The 16,747-nt window shown below is 69.9% G+C and carries 16 protein-coding genes and 1 tRNA gene; 3 read left to right on the top strand and 14 right to left on the bottom strand.

Annotated elements, in window-relative coordinates; all coding sequences use genetic code 11:
• The coding region (modB, locus tag QZ772_RS23020; protein ID WP_295531592.1) for a molybdate ABC transporter permease subunit at positions 1–621 on the bottom strand (621 nt) is incomplete at its 3' end.
• A gap of 53 nt (positions 622–674) precedes the next feature.
• Here modB and QZ772_RS23015 point away from each other — a divergent pair.
• Positions 675–908 (top strand): hypothetical protein, encoded by a 234-nt coding sequence (locus QZ772_RS23015; protein ID WP_295531590.1) that lies wholly within the window; start codon positions 675–677, stop codon positions 906–908.
• Positions 909–929: 21 nt separating this feature from the next.
• Here the strand turns inward: QZ772_RS23015 and QZ772_RS23010 are convergent, their stop codons facing one another.
• From QZ772_RS23010 to QZ772_RS22965, 9 genes are all read right to left on the bottom strand, one after another.
• Positions 930–2,132 (bottom strand): MFS transporter, encoded by a 1,203-nt coding sequence (locus tag QZ772_RS23010; RefSeq protein ID WP_295531587.1) that lies wholly within the window; start codon positions 2,130–2,132, stop codon positions 930–932.
• A 2-nt stretch (positions 2,133–2,134) separates the two neighbouring features.
• Complete coding sequence (locus QZ772_RS23005; RefSeq protein WP_295531584.1) at positions 2,135–2,893, bottom strand: SDR family NAD(P)-dependent oxidoreductase; 759 nt, start codon at positions 2,891–2,893, stop codon at positions 2,135–2,137.
• A 31-nt stretch (positions 2,894–2,924) separates the two neighbouring features.
• Positions 2,925–3,740, bottom strand: coding sequence for an alpha/beta hydrolase (locus QZ772_RS23000; RefSeq protein WP_295531581.1), 816 nt, complete (start codon positions 3,738–3,740; stop codon positions 2,925–2,927).
• A gap of 84 nt (positions 3,741–3,824) precedes the next feature.
• Positions 3,825–4,772, bottom strand: a complete 948-nt coding sequence (locus tag QZ772_RS22995; protein WP_295531578.1) for a GlxA family transcriptional regulator — start codon at positions 4,770–4,772, stop codon at positions 3,825–3,827.
• 104 nt (positions 4,773–4,876) lie between these two features.
• The gene (locus QZ772_RS22990) at positions 4,877–5,587 is read right to left on the bottom strand and encodes an RloB family protein (protein ID WP_295531575.1); all 711 of its coding nucleotides are present in this window, start codon (positions 5,585–5,587) and stop codon (positions 4,877–4,879) included.
• Between the two features lie 4 nt (positions 5,588–5,591).
• The gene (locus QZ772_RS22985) at positions 5,592–6,860 is read right to left on the bottom strand and encodes an ATP/GTP-binding protein (RefSeq protein WP_295531572.1); all 1,269 of its coding nucleotides are present in this window, start codon (positions 6,858–6,860) and stop codon (positions 5,592–5,594) included.
• A gap of 264 nt (positions 6,861–7,124) precedes the next feature.
• A tRNA-Gly gene (locus tag QZ772_RS22980) sits at positions 7,125–7,198 on the bottom strand.
• A 117-nt stretch (positions 7,199–7,315) separates the two neighbouring features.
• Entirely contained in the window at positions 7,316–9,040 is a 1,725-nt protein-coding gene (locus QZ772_RS25535) for an HD domain-containing phosphohydrolase (protein ID WP_366510631.1), read from the bottom strand.
• Between the two features lie 182 nt (positions 9,041–9,222).
• Positions 9,223–10,164 carry a hypothetical protein gene (locus QZ772_RS22965; protein ID WP_295531569.1) on the bottom strand — a complete coding sequence of 314 codons (942 nt, stop codon included), beginning with the start codon at positions 10,162–10,164 and terminating at the stop codon, positions 9,223–9,225.
• Between the two features lie 123 nt (positions 10,165–10,287).
• On the opposite strand from QZ772_RS22965, the gene QZ772_RS22960 reads away from it, so the two are divergent.
• Complete coding sequence (locus QZ772_RS22960) at positions 10,288–11,484, top strand: cation:proton antiporter (RefSeq protein WP_295531567.1); 1,197 nt, start codon at positions 10,288–10,290, stop codon at positions 11,482–11,484.
• A gap of 22 nt (positions 11,485–11,506) precedes the next feature.
• On the opposite strand, the gene QZ772_RS22955 is transcribed toward QZ772_RS22960, so the two are convergent.
• The 3 genes from QZ772_RS22955 to QZ772_RS22945 are packed head-to-tail and all read right to left on the bottom strand — an operon-like array spanning position 11,507 to position 14,306.
• Entirely contained in the window at positions 11,507–12,487 is a 981-nt protein-coding gene (locus tag QZ772_RS22955) for a tripartite tricarboxylate transporter substrate binding protein (RefSeq protein ID WP_295531564.1), read from the bottom strand.
• Positions 12,488–12,529: 42 nt separating this feature from the next.
• Entirely contained in the window at positions 12,530–12,922 is a 393-nt protein-coding gene (locus QZ772_RS22950) for a hypothetical protein (RefSeq protein ID WP_295531561.1), read from the bottom strand.
• Positions 12,923–12,935: 13 nt separating this feature from the next.
• Positions 12,936–14,306: an acyclic terpene utilization AtuA family protein gene (locus QZ772_RS22945; RefSeq protein ID WP_295531556.1), complete on the bottom strand. Its 1,371-nt coding sequence runs from the start codon at positions 14,304–14,306 to the stop codon at positions 12,936–12,938.
• Positions 14,307–14,386: 80 nt separating this feature from the next.
• Between QZ772_RS22945 and QZ772_RS22940 the strand changes: the two genes are divergently transcribed.
• On the top strand, positions 14,387–15,268 hold the full coding sequence (locus QZ772_RS22940; protein ID WP_295531553.1) for a LysR family transcriptional regulator: 882 nt from the start codon (positions 14,387–14,389) through the stop codon (positions 15,266–15,268).
• A gap of 17 nt (positions 15,269–15,285) precedes the next feature.
• Here the strand turns inward: QZ772_RS22940 and QZ772_RS22935 are convergent, their stop codons facing one another.
• Positions 15,286–16,635, bottom strand: a complete 1,350-nt coding sequence (locus QZ772_RS22935) for an amidohydrolase family protein (RefSeq protein ID WP_295531550.1) — start codon at positions 16,633–16,635, stop codon at positions 15,286–15,288.
• Between the last annotated feature and the right edge of the window lie 112 nt (positions 16,636–16,747).

The following is a 16,747-nucleotide window of genomic DNA, read 5'->3' as shown; positions in this document are numbered from 1 at the left end:
GTCACGGCCGGCTTGCACCGCGTCGTAGATGGCCATGGAGGCGGTCTGGGTCTGGCCGGGAATCGAGCCGGCCACCATCAGCGAGGCGCCGAACTCGCCCATCGCGCGAGCGAACGCCAGCAGCGTGCCGGCCAGGATGCCGGGCCAGGCCAGGGGCAGCGTCACGCGCACGAAGCTGCTCCAGGCCGACTGGCGCAAGGTGCGGGCTGCGGCCTCCAGGCTGCGATCCACGCCGCCGAAGGCGGCGCTGGCCGACTTGAGCACCAGCGGCAGGGCCACCACGGCCGAGGCGACGACGGCCCCGTGCCAGTTGAAGACGACCGTGTAGCCAAAGTACTCGTACAGCCAGCCGCCCACCACGCTGCGCCGCCCGGCCAGAACGAGGATGGCATAGCCGATCACCGTGGGCGGCAGCACCAGGGGGAGGATGCAGATCGCCTCCAGCAGGCTGCTGCCGGCGAAGCGCCGGCGGGCGAACAGCCAGCCCAGCGCCGTGCCCGCCACCAGGGCCAGCACGGTCGCCACGCCCGCCACCTTGAGCGAGAGCAGCAGGGGATGCCAGTCGGTGGCCTGGAGGCTTTGGGACAGATCCGACAGAGCGGGCGGGAGGTTTTGCGACATTTGCTACGTAGTTCAGTACATAACGGTTGGGCCGCAATATACGCGCCAGCGTTGTGAAGCCCGTCAGCAGGGCGGACTACCTGCAACCCGGCGCCGCGCGCTTCTGGCTGTTCACGCTGAAGGCCCAGGCCTTCATCCTGCTGCGGCGCGGCGAGCCGGCGCAGGCCGCCGAACGGCTGGACCACCTGCGCCTGCTGGACCCCGACGACCACATGGGCGCCAGCGTGGTCGCCCAGTTGCTTGCGCAGCACGACGTCGGTGTGCGACCGACGACGTCGGGTTGCTGACGGCGGTGGGAGCGCGCCCCGTCACTGGGTGCATTCCCTCCCACGAGCATTGACGCTCCGGGCATGGCGCCAAAGCGCCGCGTTCAAGCCCAGGGCAACGACCTCGGCCGCCGCCGCCACCGCCCCGATGCCCCAGACTGCACCGGCGCCCAGCACGGCGGCGCCGATGGCGCTGCCGGCCGAGAAGCCGAAGTACATGGTCGAGGTGTCGAGGGCCAGCGCCACCGGCGCCTGCGCAGGGCCACCGGCACCGATGAGCCGCGACATCTGCGCCGGGAAGAAGGACCAGACGGTGAAGCCCCACAGGCTGATCGCCGCCAGCACCGGCAGCAGGGCCAGAGGTCGCGGCAATAGCGTGGCCACGGCCAGCACCGCGAAGGCCAGCGCCAGCAGCGCGAGCGAGCCTCGCACCACCCGGTCCGCCCCGAAGCGGTCGTTGAGGATGCCGCCGGTCATCACGCCGGCCGCCGCGCACAGGCCCCACAGCGACACCGTGGCCGTGATCGCCACCGGGCCGAAGCCGAGCACGGCGGCCAGGTATTCGGCCACATAGGGATAGGCGGCGAAGGCGCCGAAGGCCCAGGCCAGGCTGACGCCCAGCAGCCGCAGCACCGGCGCCTGGCGCACCACCGCGACCCGCTCGCGCAGGCTTGCCACCGCCAGGCCCTGCCCGGCCCGCGCGTCAATGCCGAGCAGGATGCCCACGATGGCGACCGTGCTCATGCCGCCCACTAGCAGGAAGGTGGCCCGCCAGCCGAAGGTGTGGCCGATGAGCCCGCCCAGCGGCAGGCCCAGGGCGATGGCGAGCGTCTGTCCGGCACTGACGATGGCCAGCGCTCGCCCGCGCATCTCGGGCGGCACGATCACGCCGGCCAGGCCATTGGCCGCGGGCACGTAGAGCCCGGCCGCCACCGCCATCAGCACCCGTGCGACGAGCAGCAGCGCGAAGGACGAGGACAGCGCGGCCAGCACATTGCCCACCGCGAACAGCGACATGGCCAGCAGCAGCACCGGCTTGCGCCGCAGGCGGCCGGTGGCCACCGTGCTCAGGGGCGAGGACAGGGCCAGCACCAGCGTGAACACCACCACCAGCAGCGCCACATGCGTGATCGGCAGGCCGAAGTCCTGCGCCATGACCGGCAGCAAGGGCGCGATCATGAAGCCCTCGGTGCCGATGGCGAATGTGCCGAGGGCCAGGAAGCCCGCGGGGACCAGAGGGCGCATGGCTACACCGGGATCGGGTTGGCGGCGATCTCGGCGTTGAAGCCGTCCACCAGCGCATGCTCGGCCACGCCGGGGTTGTCGCGCAGGGCGCGGATCGCCTCGACGAAGACCTCGGGCGCCTCGGTCGCCAGGCCCTTCATCGTTTCGGCGATGAATGCGTCCAGCGGCATGGCGCGCGGATCGCCGCTCTTCTTGATGAGGTCGGTGTCCACCCAGGGCGGGGCGATCTCCTGCACGGTGACGGTGCTGCCCTTGAGCATGAAGCGCTGCGACAGCGCGTAGGAATGCAGCGCCGCCTTCGAGGCCGAATAGACCGCGTTGGTGGCAATCGGCACATAGGCCAGCACCGAGGTGTTGTAGATGATGGTGGCGCGCGGCTGGGCCTTGAGGTGCTCGATCAGCGCCGAGGTCAGGCGGATCGGCCCGAGCAGGTTGGTGTCCAGGATGCGGCGCGAGACGGCATCGTCGATCCGGCCCGAGGGATCGTCGAAGGGCATGATGCCGGCGTTGTTGATCAGCACGTTCAGCGTCGGGTAGTCGCGGATCAGCTGCGCGGCCACGCGGTCGATGTCGGCCGGGTTCTCGATGTCGAGCGCCACGCCCTCGATGCCGGGGTTGGCCCAGGCCACTTCGTCGAGCAGCGCCTGGCGGCGGCCCGCGATGATCACCTTGTTGCCCAGGCGGTGGAACTGCTCGGCCAGTGCACGGCCGATGCCGGAGGTGGCGCCGGTGATGAAGAGGGTGTTGCCGGTCATTTGCATGATGAAGTCCTTTCGATGAATGAGGGGGGGATCAGGCGAGGAAGAGGTCGAGCTGGGCCGCGAAGTCCTCGATCTCCTGGAACAGGAAGGCATGGCCCGCATCCGGGTAGAGCACCAGCCTGGCGTCGGGCGCCTGCTGCGACAGCACGTACGAGCGGTAGGCCGGCAGCATCACGTCGTGGGCGCCATTGGCCACGAGCATCGGCAGGCGCAGCTCCCGCGCGCGGTGGAGCACGCCCGGCCAGGCCGAGATGGCCTTGACCTGCGCCATGAAGGCCTCGGCCGTGACGGCCGGGCCGATGTCGGCCTGGGCGGCGATGCGCGCCAGCGAGGCCTTGCCGGCGGCCACGGCCGTCTCGGTCTCGGGATAGAACAGGAAAAGGAAGTCGGGCGCGTCGTTAACGCCGCGCGTCATCACCTGCGGCACGCGGGGATGGGGCTGCGGCCCGTCGGTGATGCCACCGGGGCTCGAACCCGCCACCACCAGCCGACGCACCAGGTGCGGGGCATCGAGCGCCAGTTGCTGCGCCACCACGCCGCCCAGCGACCAGCCGAGCACGTCGGCCTGCGGCAGCCCCAGTGCCACGATCACCTCGGCCGCCACCGCGGCCATGCCGGCGATGCTGTCCGGAACCCGGCCCTCGGAGCGGCCAATGCCAGCGCTGTCGAAGCGGATCACGCGGCGCTCCGCCGCGATGGCCTGGATGAAGGCCGGGTCCCAGTCGTCCAGGGTGCCGCGGAAGCGCTGCAGCAGCACCAGCGGGATGCCGCCCTGCGGCCCGTCTTCACGGATGGCCAGGCGTCCGTGGCTCGTCGGCAGCCATTGATTGCGCGTTGCGGAGGTCATGTCGTTCGTCCTTGTGCGATGAAGGCCTTGAGCTTAGGCCTCGACCGGACGACTCGAATGACACAGAAACAGCAATTCAGGACATCATGCGGCCTCGTCTTCCATCAGGCGCAGGCTGCGCTTTAGGCCCGCGGGCGGCTGTCCGTAATGGCGCAGGAAGGCGCGACGCATGCGATCGCGGTCGGCGAATCCGGTGTCGCGCGCGACCACGTCCAGCGGATGGCGGCCTTCCTCGAGCATGACGCGCGCGGCCTCCAGCCTCAGCATCTCGACCGCCTTGGCCGGCGACTGGCCCGTCTCTTCGCGGAACAGCCGGCTGAACTGCCGCGGCGACAGGCTGGCGGCGTCGGCCAGTTCCTCGACCGACAGCGGATTGCGCAGGTGCTCGCGCGCATGCGTCAGGGCACGCCGCACGCGGTCGGAGCGCGGCTCCAGTTCGAGCATGGCCGAGAACTGGGACTGGCCGCCCGGCCGGCGGTGGTAGACGACCATCTTGCGCGCCACCGAACGCGACAGCGCGGGGCCGTGGTCGTCCTCGATCAGCGCCAGCGTGAGGTCGATGGCCGACGACATGCCGGCCGAGGTCCAGATCGGTCCGTCGCGGATGAAGATGCGGTCTTCGTCCACGCGCACCTTGGGAAAGCGCTGCTGCAGGTCGCGGGCATGCGCCCAGTGCGTGGTTGCCGCGCGTCCGTCGAGCAGGCCCGCCTGCGCCAGCACGAAGGCACCGGTGCACACCCCCGCCACGCGCCGCGCCTCCTGGCCGGCACGCGCCACGAATTCGCGCAGTCCCGGCGAGATGTCGGAAGGCACCAGTTCACCCGCCGCCATGAGCGTGTCGGGCATCACGCCGAAGGGGATGGTCTCGATGCCCGCGTTCATCGACGATCGCACGGTCCCACCGTGCTCGGACAACACCGTGAGCCGGTAGCCCGCCGCGCCGAGCTCGGTATTGGCCAGTTCGAAGGCAGCCAGTGCCGCCAAGCCCATGAGTTGGAAACCGTCTTCGAGGATCAGACCGACCTGGCGCATGGCGCAGCTCCGAAAATGCTGGAAGGTGCATTTTCAGCCATCTCCAAGACCGTCGCCGATCCGACGCGTGTTCCGGCCCTTAGGACGGCCGGACGCCCAGGGGATCACGGGTCGGCGCCGCCGTGCAGTCGTGGATCAGTGTCTTTCAGGTGCACGAGCCGCGAGACGAGTTCGTGCATTGCGGTGTACGGCTGGGTGCCGTCAAAGGCATTGGCGAGCTCAGCCAGCCGATTCGCACGCACCGTGGCATCGCCCAATCGAGCATGCGTGGCCGCCCAATGACCGCCCCCGCCTTTCTCATAGCCGGGCAGATGAACATTCAGCCGCTCCAGCGCCTCGCGCCGGTGCAACGGTGCCAGCACATCCTCGAAATGCAGCAGCAGCCAGAGCTCGAAGCAGGGCACCGACGCCACGGCTTGCACCGGCACCGCCACCCCGTTGTCATTGCGAAGCTTGCCGTTCTGCGCTGCAGCCTGGGCCAGTGCGGCGTGATAGCTCTGGTGCTCGTCGCGGTCGAAGACCACGATGATCCGGTCGAACTCGCGGGGATGGAGGCCAGTGTCTCGGTCGCCGTTCTTGAAGACGGCCAGCGCGTACTCCAGCACCTGCTGCGGCTCGGTCCCGAACTGGCTGTGAAGCACCCGAACATGCGCCGTTGCCAGTCGGTAAGCCCGCTGAATCTCACACAGATACTGCGGTTCGGTCTTCTCGCCCTCACAGACGATCAACAGTCGCTCATAGGGCTGCCGCACGGCCGCGCGCCGCTTCAGATCCCGCGCGGCCTGCCGATGCTTGGGTTGGTTGTCTTTGCCCATCGCCTCACTGCAGCCCGGCCTTGGCTGGCGCAGGCCAATCGCTGAAGAAGGGCACGGCGCCGTAGCGGCCGCCCAGGTAGCCCCGCTCCCAGGCCTCTTGCTTGCGGGGGCTGAAGTCGGTCAGCGGATACAGGCGAGTCGCCTGGTCCTCGTCCTTCTCGGTGAACCAGATCTGGTCGCGCCGGAATAGGGTGTGGTCCAGCAGCGAGGTGTCGTGGGTGCTGAAGATCAGCTGCGCGCCGTTGGGGTTTAGCTCGGGCGTCTGGAACATGGTGACCAGACGACGCACCAGCAGGGTGTGCAAGCTGCTGTCCAGTTCATCCACGATCAGCACGCGTCCGTCACGCAGGCAATCCAGCACCGGCGCAATCAGGCCATACAGACGCTGCGTGCCTTCGGACTCGTCATGCAACTCGAACTTGGCGGCCCCCTTGGGCGTGCTGTGTTCGAACACAGGCATCAAGAACTCACGCTCCTCCTGGCTGGTTTGCAGCCCGCTGGCGCTCATCACCCATTGGGCCTGCATGCCCTTGCGGGGGACCGCCTGAACGTCGGCGATGGAGATGTCGGCAGCGGACAGGAACTCGCGGATCGAGGCCCGGCCTTGCTCTGTCGCCAGCAGCGCCGTGGTGAAGTCAGGCAACACAGTGGCCCCGGCCGGGAGGAACGTGATGTTGCGCACGATCCAGTTGAACACCGGGCTGAGCTGTTCACTGTTGAGCTGGGCTGCCATGGACAGGAAGAGCGCATTGGGCCGCGTGCTCTCCTGCCACAGCTTGCGAGGGCCGGTCAGATAGGCGCTGAACTCGTAGTCGTCGCCGTCGCCATCGATGTGGTGCCTGCTGAAGAGCTGGGTGGGCTTGCTGCTTCGGTAGACCAGCAGCGACTCGCTGAGGATGCGCTGTGGGGTCAGCGCGAACGCGTACTGGTGGCGCACCCCCGACAGCAGGAAGGTGATCTCGAACTCGCTGGGCTGGTGGGCCGTGGCCGGGTCCAGCTTGAAGGGCTGCACGTTGTAAGTCTGGCCCGGCTGGATGACGGTGGCCGACTCGGTCACCACGGCCCGCATGTAGTCCAACGCACGTAGCAGGCTGGACTTGCCACTGGCGTTGGGCCCGTAAACCACCACGGCGCGCAAGGCATGCGGCGCTGACTTCAGCCCGGTGGGCACCAGGTGGGTTGCAGCCAGTTCCTTGTCGGCGGACGCAATCAGGTTCAGTGCCTGCTCGTCGCGGATTGAACGAAAGTTCCGAACCCGGAATTCCAGCAGCATGACCCATCCCCCATGAACAATGTCTGCATTTTTGCAGAAAAAGTTCAATGCTGGCGATCGTATTCAGCGGACCAAGGGGGATTTTCCTGCAGACGACATTGCGGGTTCACCCCCTGAGTCCGCGCCAACGTGGCGTGCTCATCGCTGCGCACGGGCCGCCTTAAAACGGGCGCCCAAGCACCTCGGGTGAGAATTTGCATGAGAACGCTGGGCGGAAAAGGGAGGACCCCGAATCTCTTGACGAATTCAAGGATTGGGAGAGATTGGAGCGGGTGAAGGGAATCGAACCCTCGTATGAAGCTTGGGAAGCTGCCGTTCTGCCATTGAACTACACCCGCCTGGACGGCCCGCGGAGGGCCTTGAAGGCTGTCTCGCCTGCCCTGGCGAAAACAGCGCGGGAGTGTAGCACCCGGGCTCCGGCATCCGACCCGGAATCGGCGAGGCCACAGGCTTCGTCAGCGGCGGTCCTGCGCGTCCGCTGCTTCGAGCGTCGCCGGCGCGGCGATCTCGTCCCGGTACGCCCCCTCCACCTCGTACACCCAGCGCTGCCGCATCCGCAGGATGCGCGGCAGCGCGCGCGAAAAGGCTTCGACCAGCCGGGGCTCGAAGGCGGCGCCTGCACCCGCCCGGATGTGGGCCGCCGCCTCCTCCTCGCTCATGGCGCGGCGGTAGGGCCTCGACGAGGTCATGGCGTCGAAGGTGTCTGCGATGGCCACGATGCGCGCGGCCAGCGGAATCTGCTCGCCGGCCAGGCCCGATGGATAGCCGGTGCCGTCCCAGCGCTCGTGGTGGCACAGGGCGATGTCGCGCGCCATGCCGAGCACGTCCGAGGGGTCGTCGCCGATCAGCTGGGCACCGAGCAAGGGATGGGCCCGCATCACGGTCCACTCGTCGGGATCGAGCGGCCCGGGCTTGCGCAGCACCGCATCGGGCACGGCCACGATGCCCAGATCGTGCAGCGGGGCGGAGCTTTGCAGCATGGCGCACCAGTCGGCACGGGCACCGGCCTCCAGCGCGATCTCATGCGCGGTCTGGCTCATGCGCTGGATGTGCGAGGTACTGACATTGGCACGCATGGCGGCCGCATCGCACAGGCGCTGCAGCTGGCGCAGGCTGGACTGCTGTGCGGCCAGCATGCCCAGGGTCGCCATGTGCGTGCGCACCCGCGCCGCCACCACATGCGGATAGAAGGGCTTGGTGATGTAGTCGGCCGCACCCAGGCGCAGCGCCTTGGCTTCGGCGTCGCCGTCATGCACCGCGGTGCAGAAGACGATGGGGATGTGCGCGGTGCCCGGGTCGGCTTTCAACGCCTCGCACACGGCATAGCCGTCCACGCCCGGCATCATCAGGTCGAGCAGGATCAGGTCGGGCCGGCGCTCGCGTGCCAGCTCGATGGCGCGCCCGCCCTCGGTCGCGAAGATGAGGTGGTAGTCGGCCTGCAGCGAAAGGCGCAGCAGCTGCAGGTTGCTGGGCTCGTCGTCCACCAGGAGCAGGCTCTGGCGACGCACTTCCGTCGAAGGCGCGGGCGGCCAGACGACTTCGGGCGTCGTGGCCGCGGGCAACGCATCCCCGCCCTTTTCCACGCAGACGGCGCTGAGCTGTGCGGCAGGCAGCGGCCGCAGGAAGGCCGCGCGCTCCTCGCCCTGCGCGAGCAGCCAGGCCCGGCCCAGGCCGCGCGGCAGGATCACCGGCATGCGGCGCGGCTTGCCGGGCGGGCCATAGTTGCCCATGAGCGGATGGCCGGTGGCATCGACGGTGAGCAGGCCCACGCTCAGGCGCCGCACGCCGTTTTCGTCCGCCCAACTGCTCCAGAGGCCGGCCAGGTACAGCGGCCCCTCGTCCCGGCGTGAAATGCGCGTGGACCAGGGATCGCCGTCGGGGTTGCGGTGGTCGGGCACCTGCAGCGCGGCCACGGGCACCAGGCACTGCTGCGCGCCCTGCCAGGCACTGCGCACCTGCAGCTTGCCCAGTTCGTCGTCGCGGATCAGGGCCGTGCGGGCACGCAAAGCGGCCGGCAGCCCGGCGCGAAGCGTCTCCCGGGTGACCAGCCCCCAGCGGCCGGTGGCCACAGCGATCTCGCCACCCCGGCGAAATACGAAGGACAGCTCACCGCCGGGCAGCACATCGGCCTCATCGGAGACGGGCGCAACCCAGTCGCCGGCGCGAAGGTCACGGCGCAAGGCCTCCCAATGGTGGGGCCGCGCAGATTCAAGACTTGAAATCATGGGGGCACAGCGCCGGGACGTTCGCAGCGATCACGGCGCGGCGATTCCCGGAGGACGAACGACGGACGTCTGGCTAACCGGTCCTGTCGCCGTCCCGGTCCAAGCGCCCCGTCACTCTGTTAACAATTATTTGCAGTCTATCGTGTCAAAGCCGGATCCGCGCCGGTTTCGACGCCCATCAGCCACTGCTGCGCCTCGTCATCGAAGCCCGCCACGGGCTGTGCCTTGGCCAGGGCCATCCACACACCGAAGGGCAAACGCTCCACCGGACGGTGCACCGCGGCGCGCGCGACGGTGAGCCGCGCCCCCTCCAGCAGCATCACGCCGCATTCGGCAGGCACGTCCTCCGGTCCGCCGATGGGTCGGCCGCGGGCATCGTTGCCCAGCACATACCAGCACTCGCCGCCCAGGTCGAGGTAGGCGGCGCGCTTGTCGGGGCGGCGCAGATCGCCCAGCAGGTCGGCGCGGCTGACCTTGACCTCGTGCACGACGGGATGGGCGTAGGCCTCGACGGTGGTGTTGCGGATCGAGAAGACATCGGGCCGGGCGATGCACCAGCGGGCGGGGCCGTCCGGCTCCAGCGGCGCCAGGCGGGCGCGCAGGCTCAGGCCGCGCCAGGCGATGCGGCCACCGCGGGTCATCTCGCGCGCCACCTGCTCGACGAGCGACTCGTGGGCCGACATCGCGCCGCGGTTGCCGGCCAGGGCGCCGGCCAGCTGCGCCAGACCGCTATCGCTCAGGCGCACGGTCTCGTGGCCCAGGGCGGAGCGGACGCGCTCCAGCAGCCCGGCCGCCAGCAGGTCCACTTCGATGACATCGCAGCAGGGCCAGCCGGCCGAGCGGTAGACCTCGCGCAGGCGGCGCATGTGCACGCGGCCCAGCGCCGCCACGGGGCGGGGTGGATCGCCCACGGGCGGCGCTGCGGGCGGATCGGTGACGGGCAGTTCGTCCGGCGGCGGGTCACCGGCCGGCGGCGGAATGATGATCGGCGGCGAGGCCGGCGGCTGTCCCGGCGCGGGCGGGGGCGGGTTGGAAGGCAGGGGCGCCGCCCGCGCGGCATTCAGGGGAAGGGCGGACATGCACCAAGGCTAACCCCAAGCCGGCAACCCTGGCCGCGGGTGCGGTGTTGGGGCCGTACTACGCCCTTCGGCCGATCCGGAGCCATGTCACACTGCCGCGGCCTTCCCAGACCCCGAGTGCCGATGACCGTTTCCGAAGTCTTCCTGATCGCGATGCTGATCGTCTTCACCCTGCCCTACCTGCTGTGGCGGCTGGGACGTACCGACTACTTCGCGCCGCTGGTGGTGGTGCAGATCATCATGGGCATCCTGCTGGGCCCAGGCGTGCTCGGCGCGGCCTTTCCCGACTACTACCAGTTCGTGTTCAGCGCGCCGGTGATCCAGTCGCTCAACGGCGTGGCGCAGTGGGCGGTGATGCTCTTCGTGTGGATCGCCGGCATCGAGCTGGACCTGCGCAAGGCCTGGACGCACCGCGGCGAAAGCAGCGTGACCGCCGGCCTGGCGCTGGGCGTGCCGCTGCTGCTGGGCAGCGCTGCCGCGCTGGTGCTGCTGACGCAACCGGGCTGGATGGGCGCGCAGGCCCAGCGCTGGCAGTTCGTGCTGGGCATCGGCATGGCCTGCGCGGTGACGGCCCTGCCGATCCTGATCCTGCTGATGGAAAAGCTGGAAATCCTGCGCCAGCCGCTGGGCCAGCGCATCCTGCGCTACGCCAGCCTGGACGACATCGCCATCTGGGGCGTGCTGGCGGTGATCCTGACCGACTGGGAGCGCGTGGGCCGGCAGGTGGGTTTCCTGCTGGTGTTTGCCGTGGCCTCGGCGCTGTTCCGGCGGCTGATGCGTCGCGTGCCCGAGCGCGACCGCTGGTACCTGGGCCTGATCTGGCTGGCGGCCTGCGGCCTGGGCGCCGACTGGTCCGGCCTGCACTACATGGTCGGCGCCTTCATCGCCGGCGTGGTGATGGACGGCGACTGGTTTGACCAGGAACACATGGACCTGCTGCGTCACCATGTGCTGCTGGTGATCATGCCGGTGTTCTTTTTGAGCACGGGGCTGCGCACCAGCTGGCAGGTGGGCGGCTATGCCGTGTTCGGGGCCGCCGCGCTGCTGCTGGCGGCCTCGGTGGCCGGCAAGCTGGCCGGCCTGGGACTGGCCGGCCGCATCCTGGGCTGGGCCCGCGGCGAGGGGATGCTGATCGGCTGGCTGCTGCAGACCAAGGCGCTGATCATGATCATCTTTGCCAACGTGCTGCTGGACAAGGCGATCATCACCAGCACCACGTTCACCGCCCTGCTGCTGATGGCGGTGGCCAGCACCATGCTGACCGTGCCGATGGTCACGCCGCGGCTGCGGCGCATGGGTCAGGCGACCGGGACGCGCTGAACGCCCGCGGCCGCCCCGGCGGCTATTCGGCCTCGATGCCCGCCGCCTTGATCACCTGGCCCCACTTGCGCGTCTCGCCGGCCTGGAAGCGGGCCAGTTCTTCGGGCGTGGTGGTCCAGGGCTCGGAACCGGAGCCGTCGAAGAAGCCCTTGGCGGCGGCGCTCTTCGTGGCCTTGCCCAGCACCTCGTTCAGCTTCGCGACCACCGGTGCGGGCGTGCCGGCCGGCGCGTAGGCGGCGAACCAGTAGCCCATGTCGTAGCCCTTCACCCCGGCCTCGTCCAGCGTGGGCACGTCGGGCAGCTGCGTGCTGCGCTTCTGCGTGGAATAGCCTAGCGCGCGCAGCTTGCCGGCCTTGATCTGCGGCACGCCGGTGGAGGTGTCGGTGATCATCATGTCGATCTGCCCGCCCAGCAGGTCGGTGATGGCCAGCGGGTTGCTCTTGTAGGGCACGTGCAGGATGTCCACCTGCGCCATCTGCTTGAGCATCTCGCCCGCCACGCGGCTGGACGAGCTGCCGCTGCCGAAGCTCATCTTGCCGGGGTTCTTCTTCGCGGCGGCCAGCAGCTCGCCGACGTTCTTGTAGGGCGCACTGGCGTTGACCACCAGCACCTGTCCGCCCTTGCCCAGGCCCGTGATGGGCGCGAAGTCCTTCACCGGGTCGTAGGAGAGCTTGCGGTAGAGGTGCTCGTTGGCCGCGTGCGTGGTGTTGGTGGTGATCAGCACCATGTAGCCGTCGGCCGCCGCCTTGGCCACGTACTGCGCCGCGATCATGCCGCTGGCGCCGGCGCGGTTGTCCACCACCACCGACTGACCGGTCTGCTCGGTGAAGGACTGGCCGAGCGCGCGCGCCAACTGGTCGGTGGCGCTGCCAGCCGCGAAGGGCACGACGAAGGTGACCGGCTTGGCCGGATAGGTCTGGGCCTGCGCCAGGCCGGGCAGCGTGGCGGCGGCCAGCGCGGCGGCCAGCCAGGTGCGTCGGTGCAGGGGCGGGAATCGCTTCATGTCTCTTGTCTCCTCGGGTCGGGGGTGGATGAAGGAAAGTCGTCAGTCGATGGGTGGGCCGGCCAGATGCCCGCGCAGCGCGGCAGGCACCCGCACCGGCAGGTCGAGCAGCAGGTACGACAGCGCCTTGCCATGGCTGTCGAGGTTGAGGGCGTCGTTGACGCCGCCGTCGAGCACGTCGTCGAGCACGAAGTTCATGGCCTGGAGCTTCGGCAGCAGGTGCCGCGTTACGCGGCTGGGCCGGCGGTGGGCGAACAGCGTGGCGACGGCGTCTTCGGTCACCTGCTCGACCAGCAGCGGCCACAGGTCCGCATGCCAGGCGATCACGCTGATGTTGGAGCGGTTGCCCTTGTCGCCGGTGCGGCCGTGGGCCAGCCGGTGCAGGGGAACGACGATCGGGTCCGGGCCGACGTCGGGAAGCGGGGTGGCAGTCATGTCGCAGCTCCGGTCAGTCGACCATGAAGTAGCCGGTGTTCACCGCTTCGCGCGGCACCAGGCAGGAGACCGTGCCCAGGCGCGGCCGCATGCCCGTGCGCACGCCACCGCCGCCGGCCGGGCCGCAGCAGTACAGGGCCGTCACCTCCCGCACCAGGCGGCGGGCGACATCCGCATCGGTGTGCTGGATGGCGACCCTCAGGCGGATGTCGCGCAGCGCGTCCTGGGTCGCGGCGGCGGCCTGATCGAGCACCGCAGCCAGTGCCCGGCCCTCGTCGTCGCCGAAGATGCTGCAGGCGCCGATCAGGTCCACACGCAGCGGGCCGGCATCGCGCAGGCGCTCGCGCAGCACCTCGCCGGCCAGGCGGGCCCGGCCCAGTGCGCGGGCGCCCGCGTAGCTGATCTCGCCTTCGGCGAACCAGCCGGTGGCATGGCACACATTGACCTTGAGCGTGGCCGGCCGCGCATGGCCGCGCACACCCTGCAGCCGCACACCTTCGGGCGTCTGCAGCACCTCGGCCTCGCGGATGTCGGCCACCACGTCGGGCGTCAGGTAGGCGCCGGGGTCATGCAGCTCGTAGAGCAGCTGTTCCTTGACGGTGTGCAGATCCAGCCGGCCGCCGGTGCCCTCGGGCTTGAACAGCATGCAGCTGCCATCGGCCTCGATCTCGGCGATGGGGTAGCCCAGCGTGGCCAGGCCCGGCACGTCCTTGTAGCCGGGGTCGGCGAAGTAGCCACCGGTGACCTGTGCGCCGCATTCCAGCAGGTGACCGGCCATGGTGGCGCCGGCCAGGCGGTCCCAGTCGTCCAGGGCCCAGCCGTAGTGCGCCAGCGCCGGTCCCAGGGCCAGTGCCGGGTCGGCCACGCGGCCGGCGACGACGATGTCCGCGCCCGCGCGCAGGGCGTTGGCGATGGCCTCGGCCCCGATGTAGGCGTTGGCGCTGACCGGTGGCTCGGCTGGCATGGCGGCGCCCAGGCACTGGGCCAGCAGGTCGTGATGCTCGGGCCCGGACAGGTCGTCACCATGCACGACGGCGATGCGCGGCGCGCGCAGGCCGAGGCCGCGCGCCAGCTGCTGGATGCGCCGCGCCGCGCCATGCGGATTGGCGGCGCCGAAGTTGCTGACGATGCGGATGCCATGGGCCAGGCAGTCGGCCAGCACGGGACGCAGCAGTTCGTCCAACAGGGGCTCGAAGCCGGCATCGGGGTTGTCGCGGCGGGCCAGCTGGGCCAGCGCCAGGGTGCGCTCGGCCAGGGTCTCGAAGATCAGCACAGCGCTCTGGCCGCGGGCGATCAGCTCGCGCACCACGGGCGCGGCGGCGTCCACCCGGTCGCCCGAGAAGCCGGCGGCGCAGCCGATCAGCAGTCGTTCCTTCAATGCCATGCGTGTCTCCAGCCGGCACTCTAGGATGGGCGCGTTATTCTGTGAAATAGATTGTCAGGATCAATTTATCCGTTCAACAGATGAATCTCAGCAGCCGGCAGCTCGACGCCTTTCTTGCACTGGCGACCGCGCGCAGCTTCACCCGCGCGGCCGAGCAGTGCCACCTGTCGCAGCCGGCCTTCAGCGCGCTGATCCGCACGCTGGAGGATGGCCTGGGGCTGCGCCTGTTCGACCGCAGCACCCGCCATGTGGCGCTGACTGACGAGGGCCGCAACTTCATGGCGGCGGCCGAGCGCATCCGTGCCGAGATCGACGCGGCGCTCGACGCCGCCCGCGACAGCGCCCAGCTGCGGCGCGGGCGCGTCTCGCTGGCGCTGCTGCCCTCGCTGGCCGCGGGCTGGCTGCCGCAGGTGCTGGCAGAGTTCCGCGAGGCCCATCCCGGCATCGTGCTGGAGATCGCGGACGTGCTCTCCGAGCCCTGCATCGAGCGGGTGGCCGGTGGCAGCGCCGACTTCGCGCTGGCCGCCATCCGCGCCGACACGCCCCAGCTGCAGGCCGAGCCCTTCTGCAGCGATGAATTCCACCTGGTCTGCCGCGACGACCATCCGCTGGTGCGCCGCCGCAAGCTGACCGCTGCCGACCTGGGCGACTGGCCCTTTATCCACCTGGCGCGCACGAGCAGCGTGCGGCAGTACCTGGAAGCGGCCCTGCATCCGCAGCCGCTGCGCACCTTGATGGAGGTGGAGCAGTTGGCCACCGTGATGGGCATGGTGCGCGCAGGCCTGGGCATCAGCGTGGTGCCGACGCTGACGCTGTTCCACTTCGAGCAGCCGGGGCTGCACACCCGGCCACTTCCCCTGCCCGGACTCAGCCGGCAGGTCTATCTGGTGCGACGCCGGGACCGCTCCCTCTCACCCGCGGCCGAGGCCTTGCTCGACCTGATCCGGCAACGGCGGCCCTGACAAGGTGTGAACGCGCCTCAGCGCCAGTAGTCGCGCCCCTGCGCGCCCCACAGCACGCGCGAAGCCGCCTCGGCCTCGGCGCAGACGGTGTCCATGTCCACCCTGGTAGGCAGGCCGTCTTCCACCAGCAGCTCGCCCTGCACCGCCACATGCCGCACGTCGCGGCCCTGGCCGCAGTGCACGAGCGCGCCCAGCGGATTCACATGCGGTCGCAGGTGCGGGCGACGGCCATCGATGACCACGAAGTCGGCCGACTTGCCCACGGCCAGACTGCCGATCTCGGCCTCCAGGCCGAGCGCCCGGGCGCCGCCCATCGTGGCCATGTCGAAGACATGGTGGGGCTGCCAGCCGTCGTCGACGCCGCCTTCCTGCACCCGCGCCGTGGCCAGCGCCCAGCGCATCAGTTCGACCATGTCGCCATGCTGGGTGTCGGTGGCGAGCGCCATGTTCACGCCCGCGCGCTTGAGCATGGGCGTGGGCGCCAGCCGGCCCGAGGCGGCGTTGCACTTGGGGATGTGCACCGCATGCGCGCCGGCCTCGGCCATGCGGCGGGCGTCGGCTTCGCTCACGTAGATGCAGTGGCCGCCCATCAGCCGTTCGTTGAGCAGGCCGGTGTCGGCCAGCACCTCGGTGGAGCTGCGGCCGGTGCGCGCGCGCACGCGCTCGACCTCCACCTTGCTCTGGCCCAGGTGGGTGCTGACGCGCAGGCCGCGCGCCGCAGCGGCCTCACCCACTTCGCGCAGGAAGGCGTCGGAGCAGGTGTCCACCGCATGCGCCGCCAGGTTGACGTGCACCCGCGGGTGGCCCTGCCAGCGATCGTGCAGCGCCAGCCCGGCCCCCAGCGTGGCCTGGCCGATGGCGGCGCTGTGCTGCCAGTCGCCATGGGCCACGCGCGCAAAGTCGACGTCGTGGATGCGCCAGCTGGGCGCCAGGCGCAGGCCCAGCTCGACCATGGCCTCGGTGCAGACGTCGGCATGCACGAAGTTGTCGCCCACCAGGGTGGAGCCGGCCAGCAGCGCCTCCAGCGCGCCCAGGCGGGCCAGGGCGCGCGCCTGCGCCTCGTCGACCTGCGTGCCCTTGGGAATGCCCGGCGTGTACGAGGGCGCGAAGCCCAGGTCGGCCGCCACGCCGCGCACCATGCTGAGGATGCTATGCGTGTGGACGTTCACCAAGCCGGGCGTCACGAAATGGTCGGCCAAGTGCAGCGTGCGGTCGGCGGTGTAGTGCGCGGGCGGCTGGGCATCCAGCCAGACGATGCGGCCATCGCGCACGCCGAGCGCGGCACCGCGGATCTCGGGGCGGGCGGGGTCGGCCGTCAGCGCGATGGCATCGAGCAGCAGCAGGTCGAAGTGGAGGGGGTCGGTCATGGGCACTTTCGGGCCGGTTTGGTGCACCGGCGGGAGGGATGCCGAAGCGCAAGCAATCGACGTGCCATTTTGTATCCAATCCCTGCCAGCTTTGTGGACACTCGTGCGTCGG

It is taken from the genome of uncultured Pseudacidovorax sp., assembly GCF_913773995.1.
Lineage (GTDB): Bacteria > Pseudomonadota > Gammaproteobacteria > Burkholderiales > Burkholderiaceae_C > Xenophilus.
The sequence above is the reverse complement of the archived record's forward strand: the minus strand, read 5'-3'. Positions and strand labels throughout refer to the sequence as shown.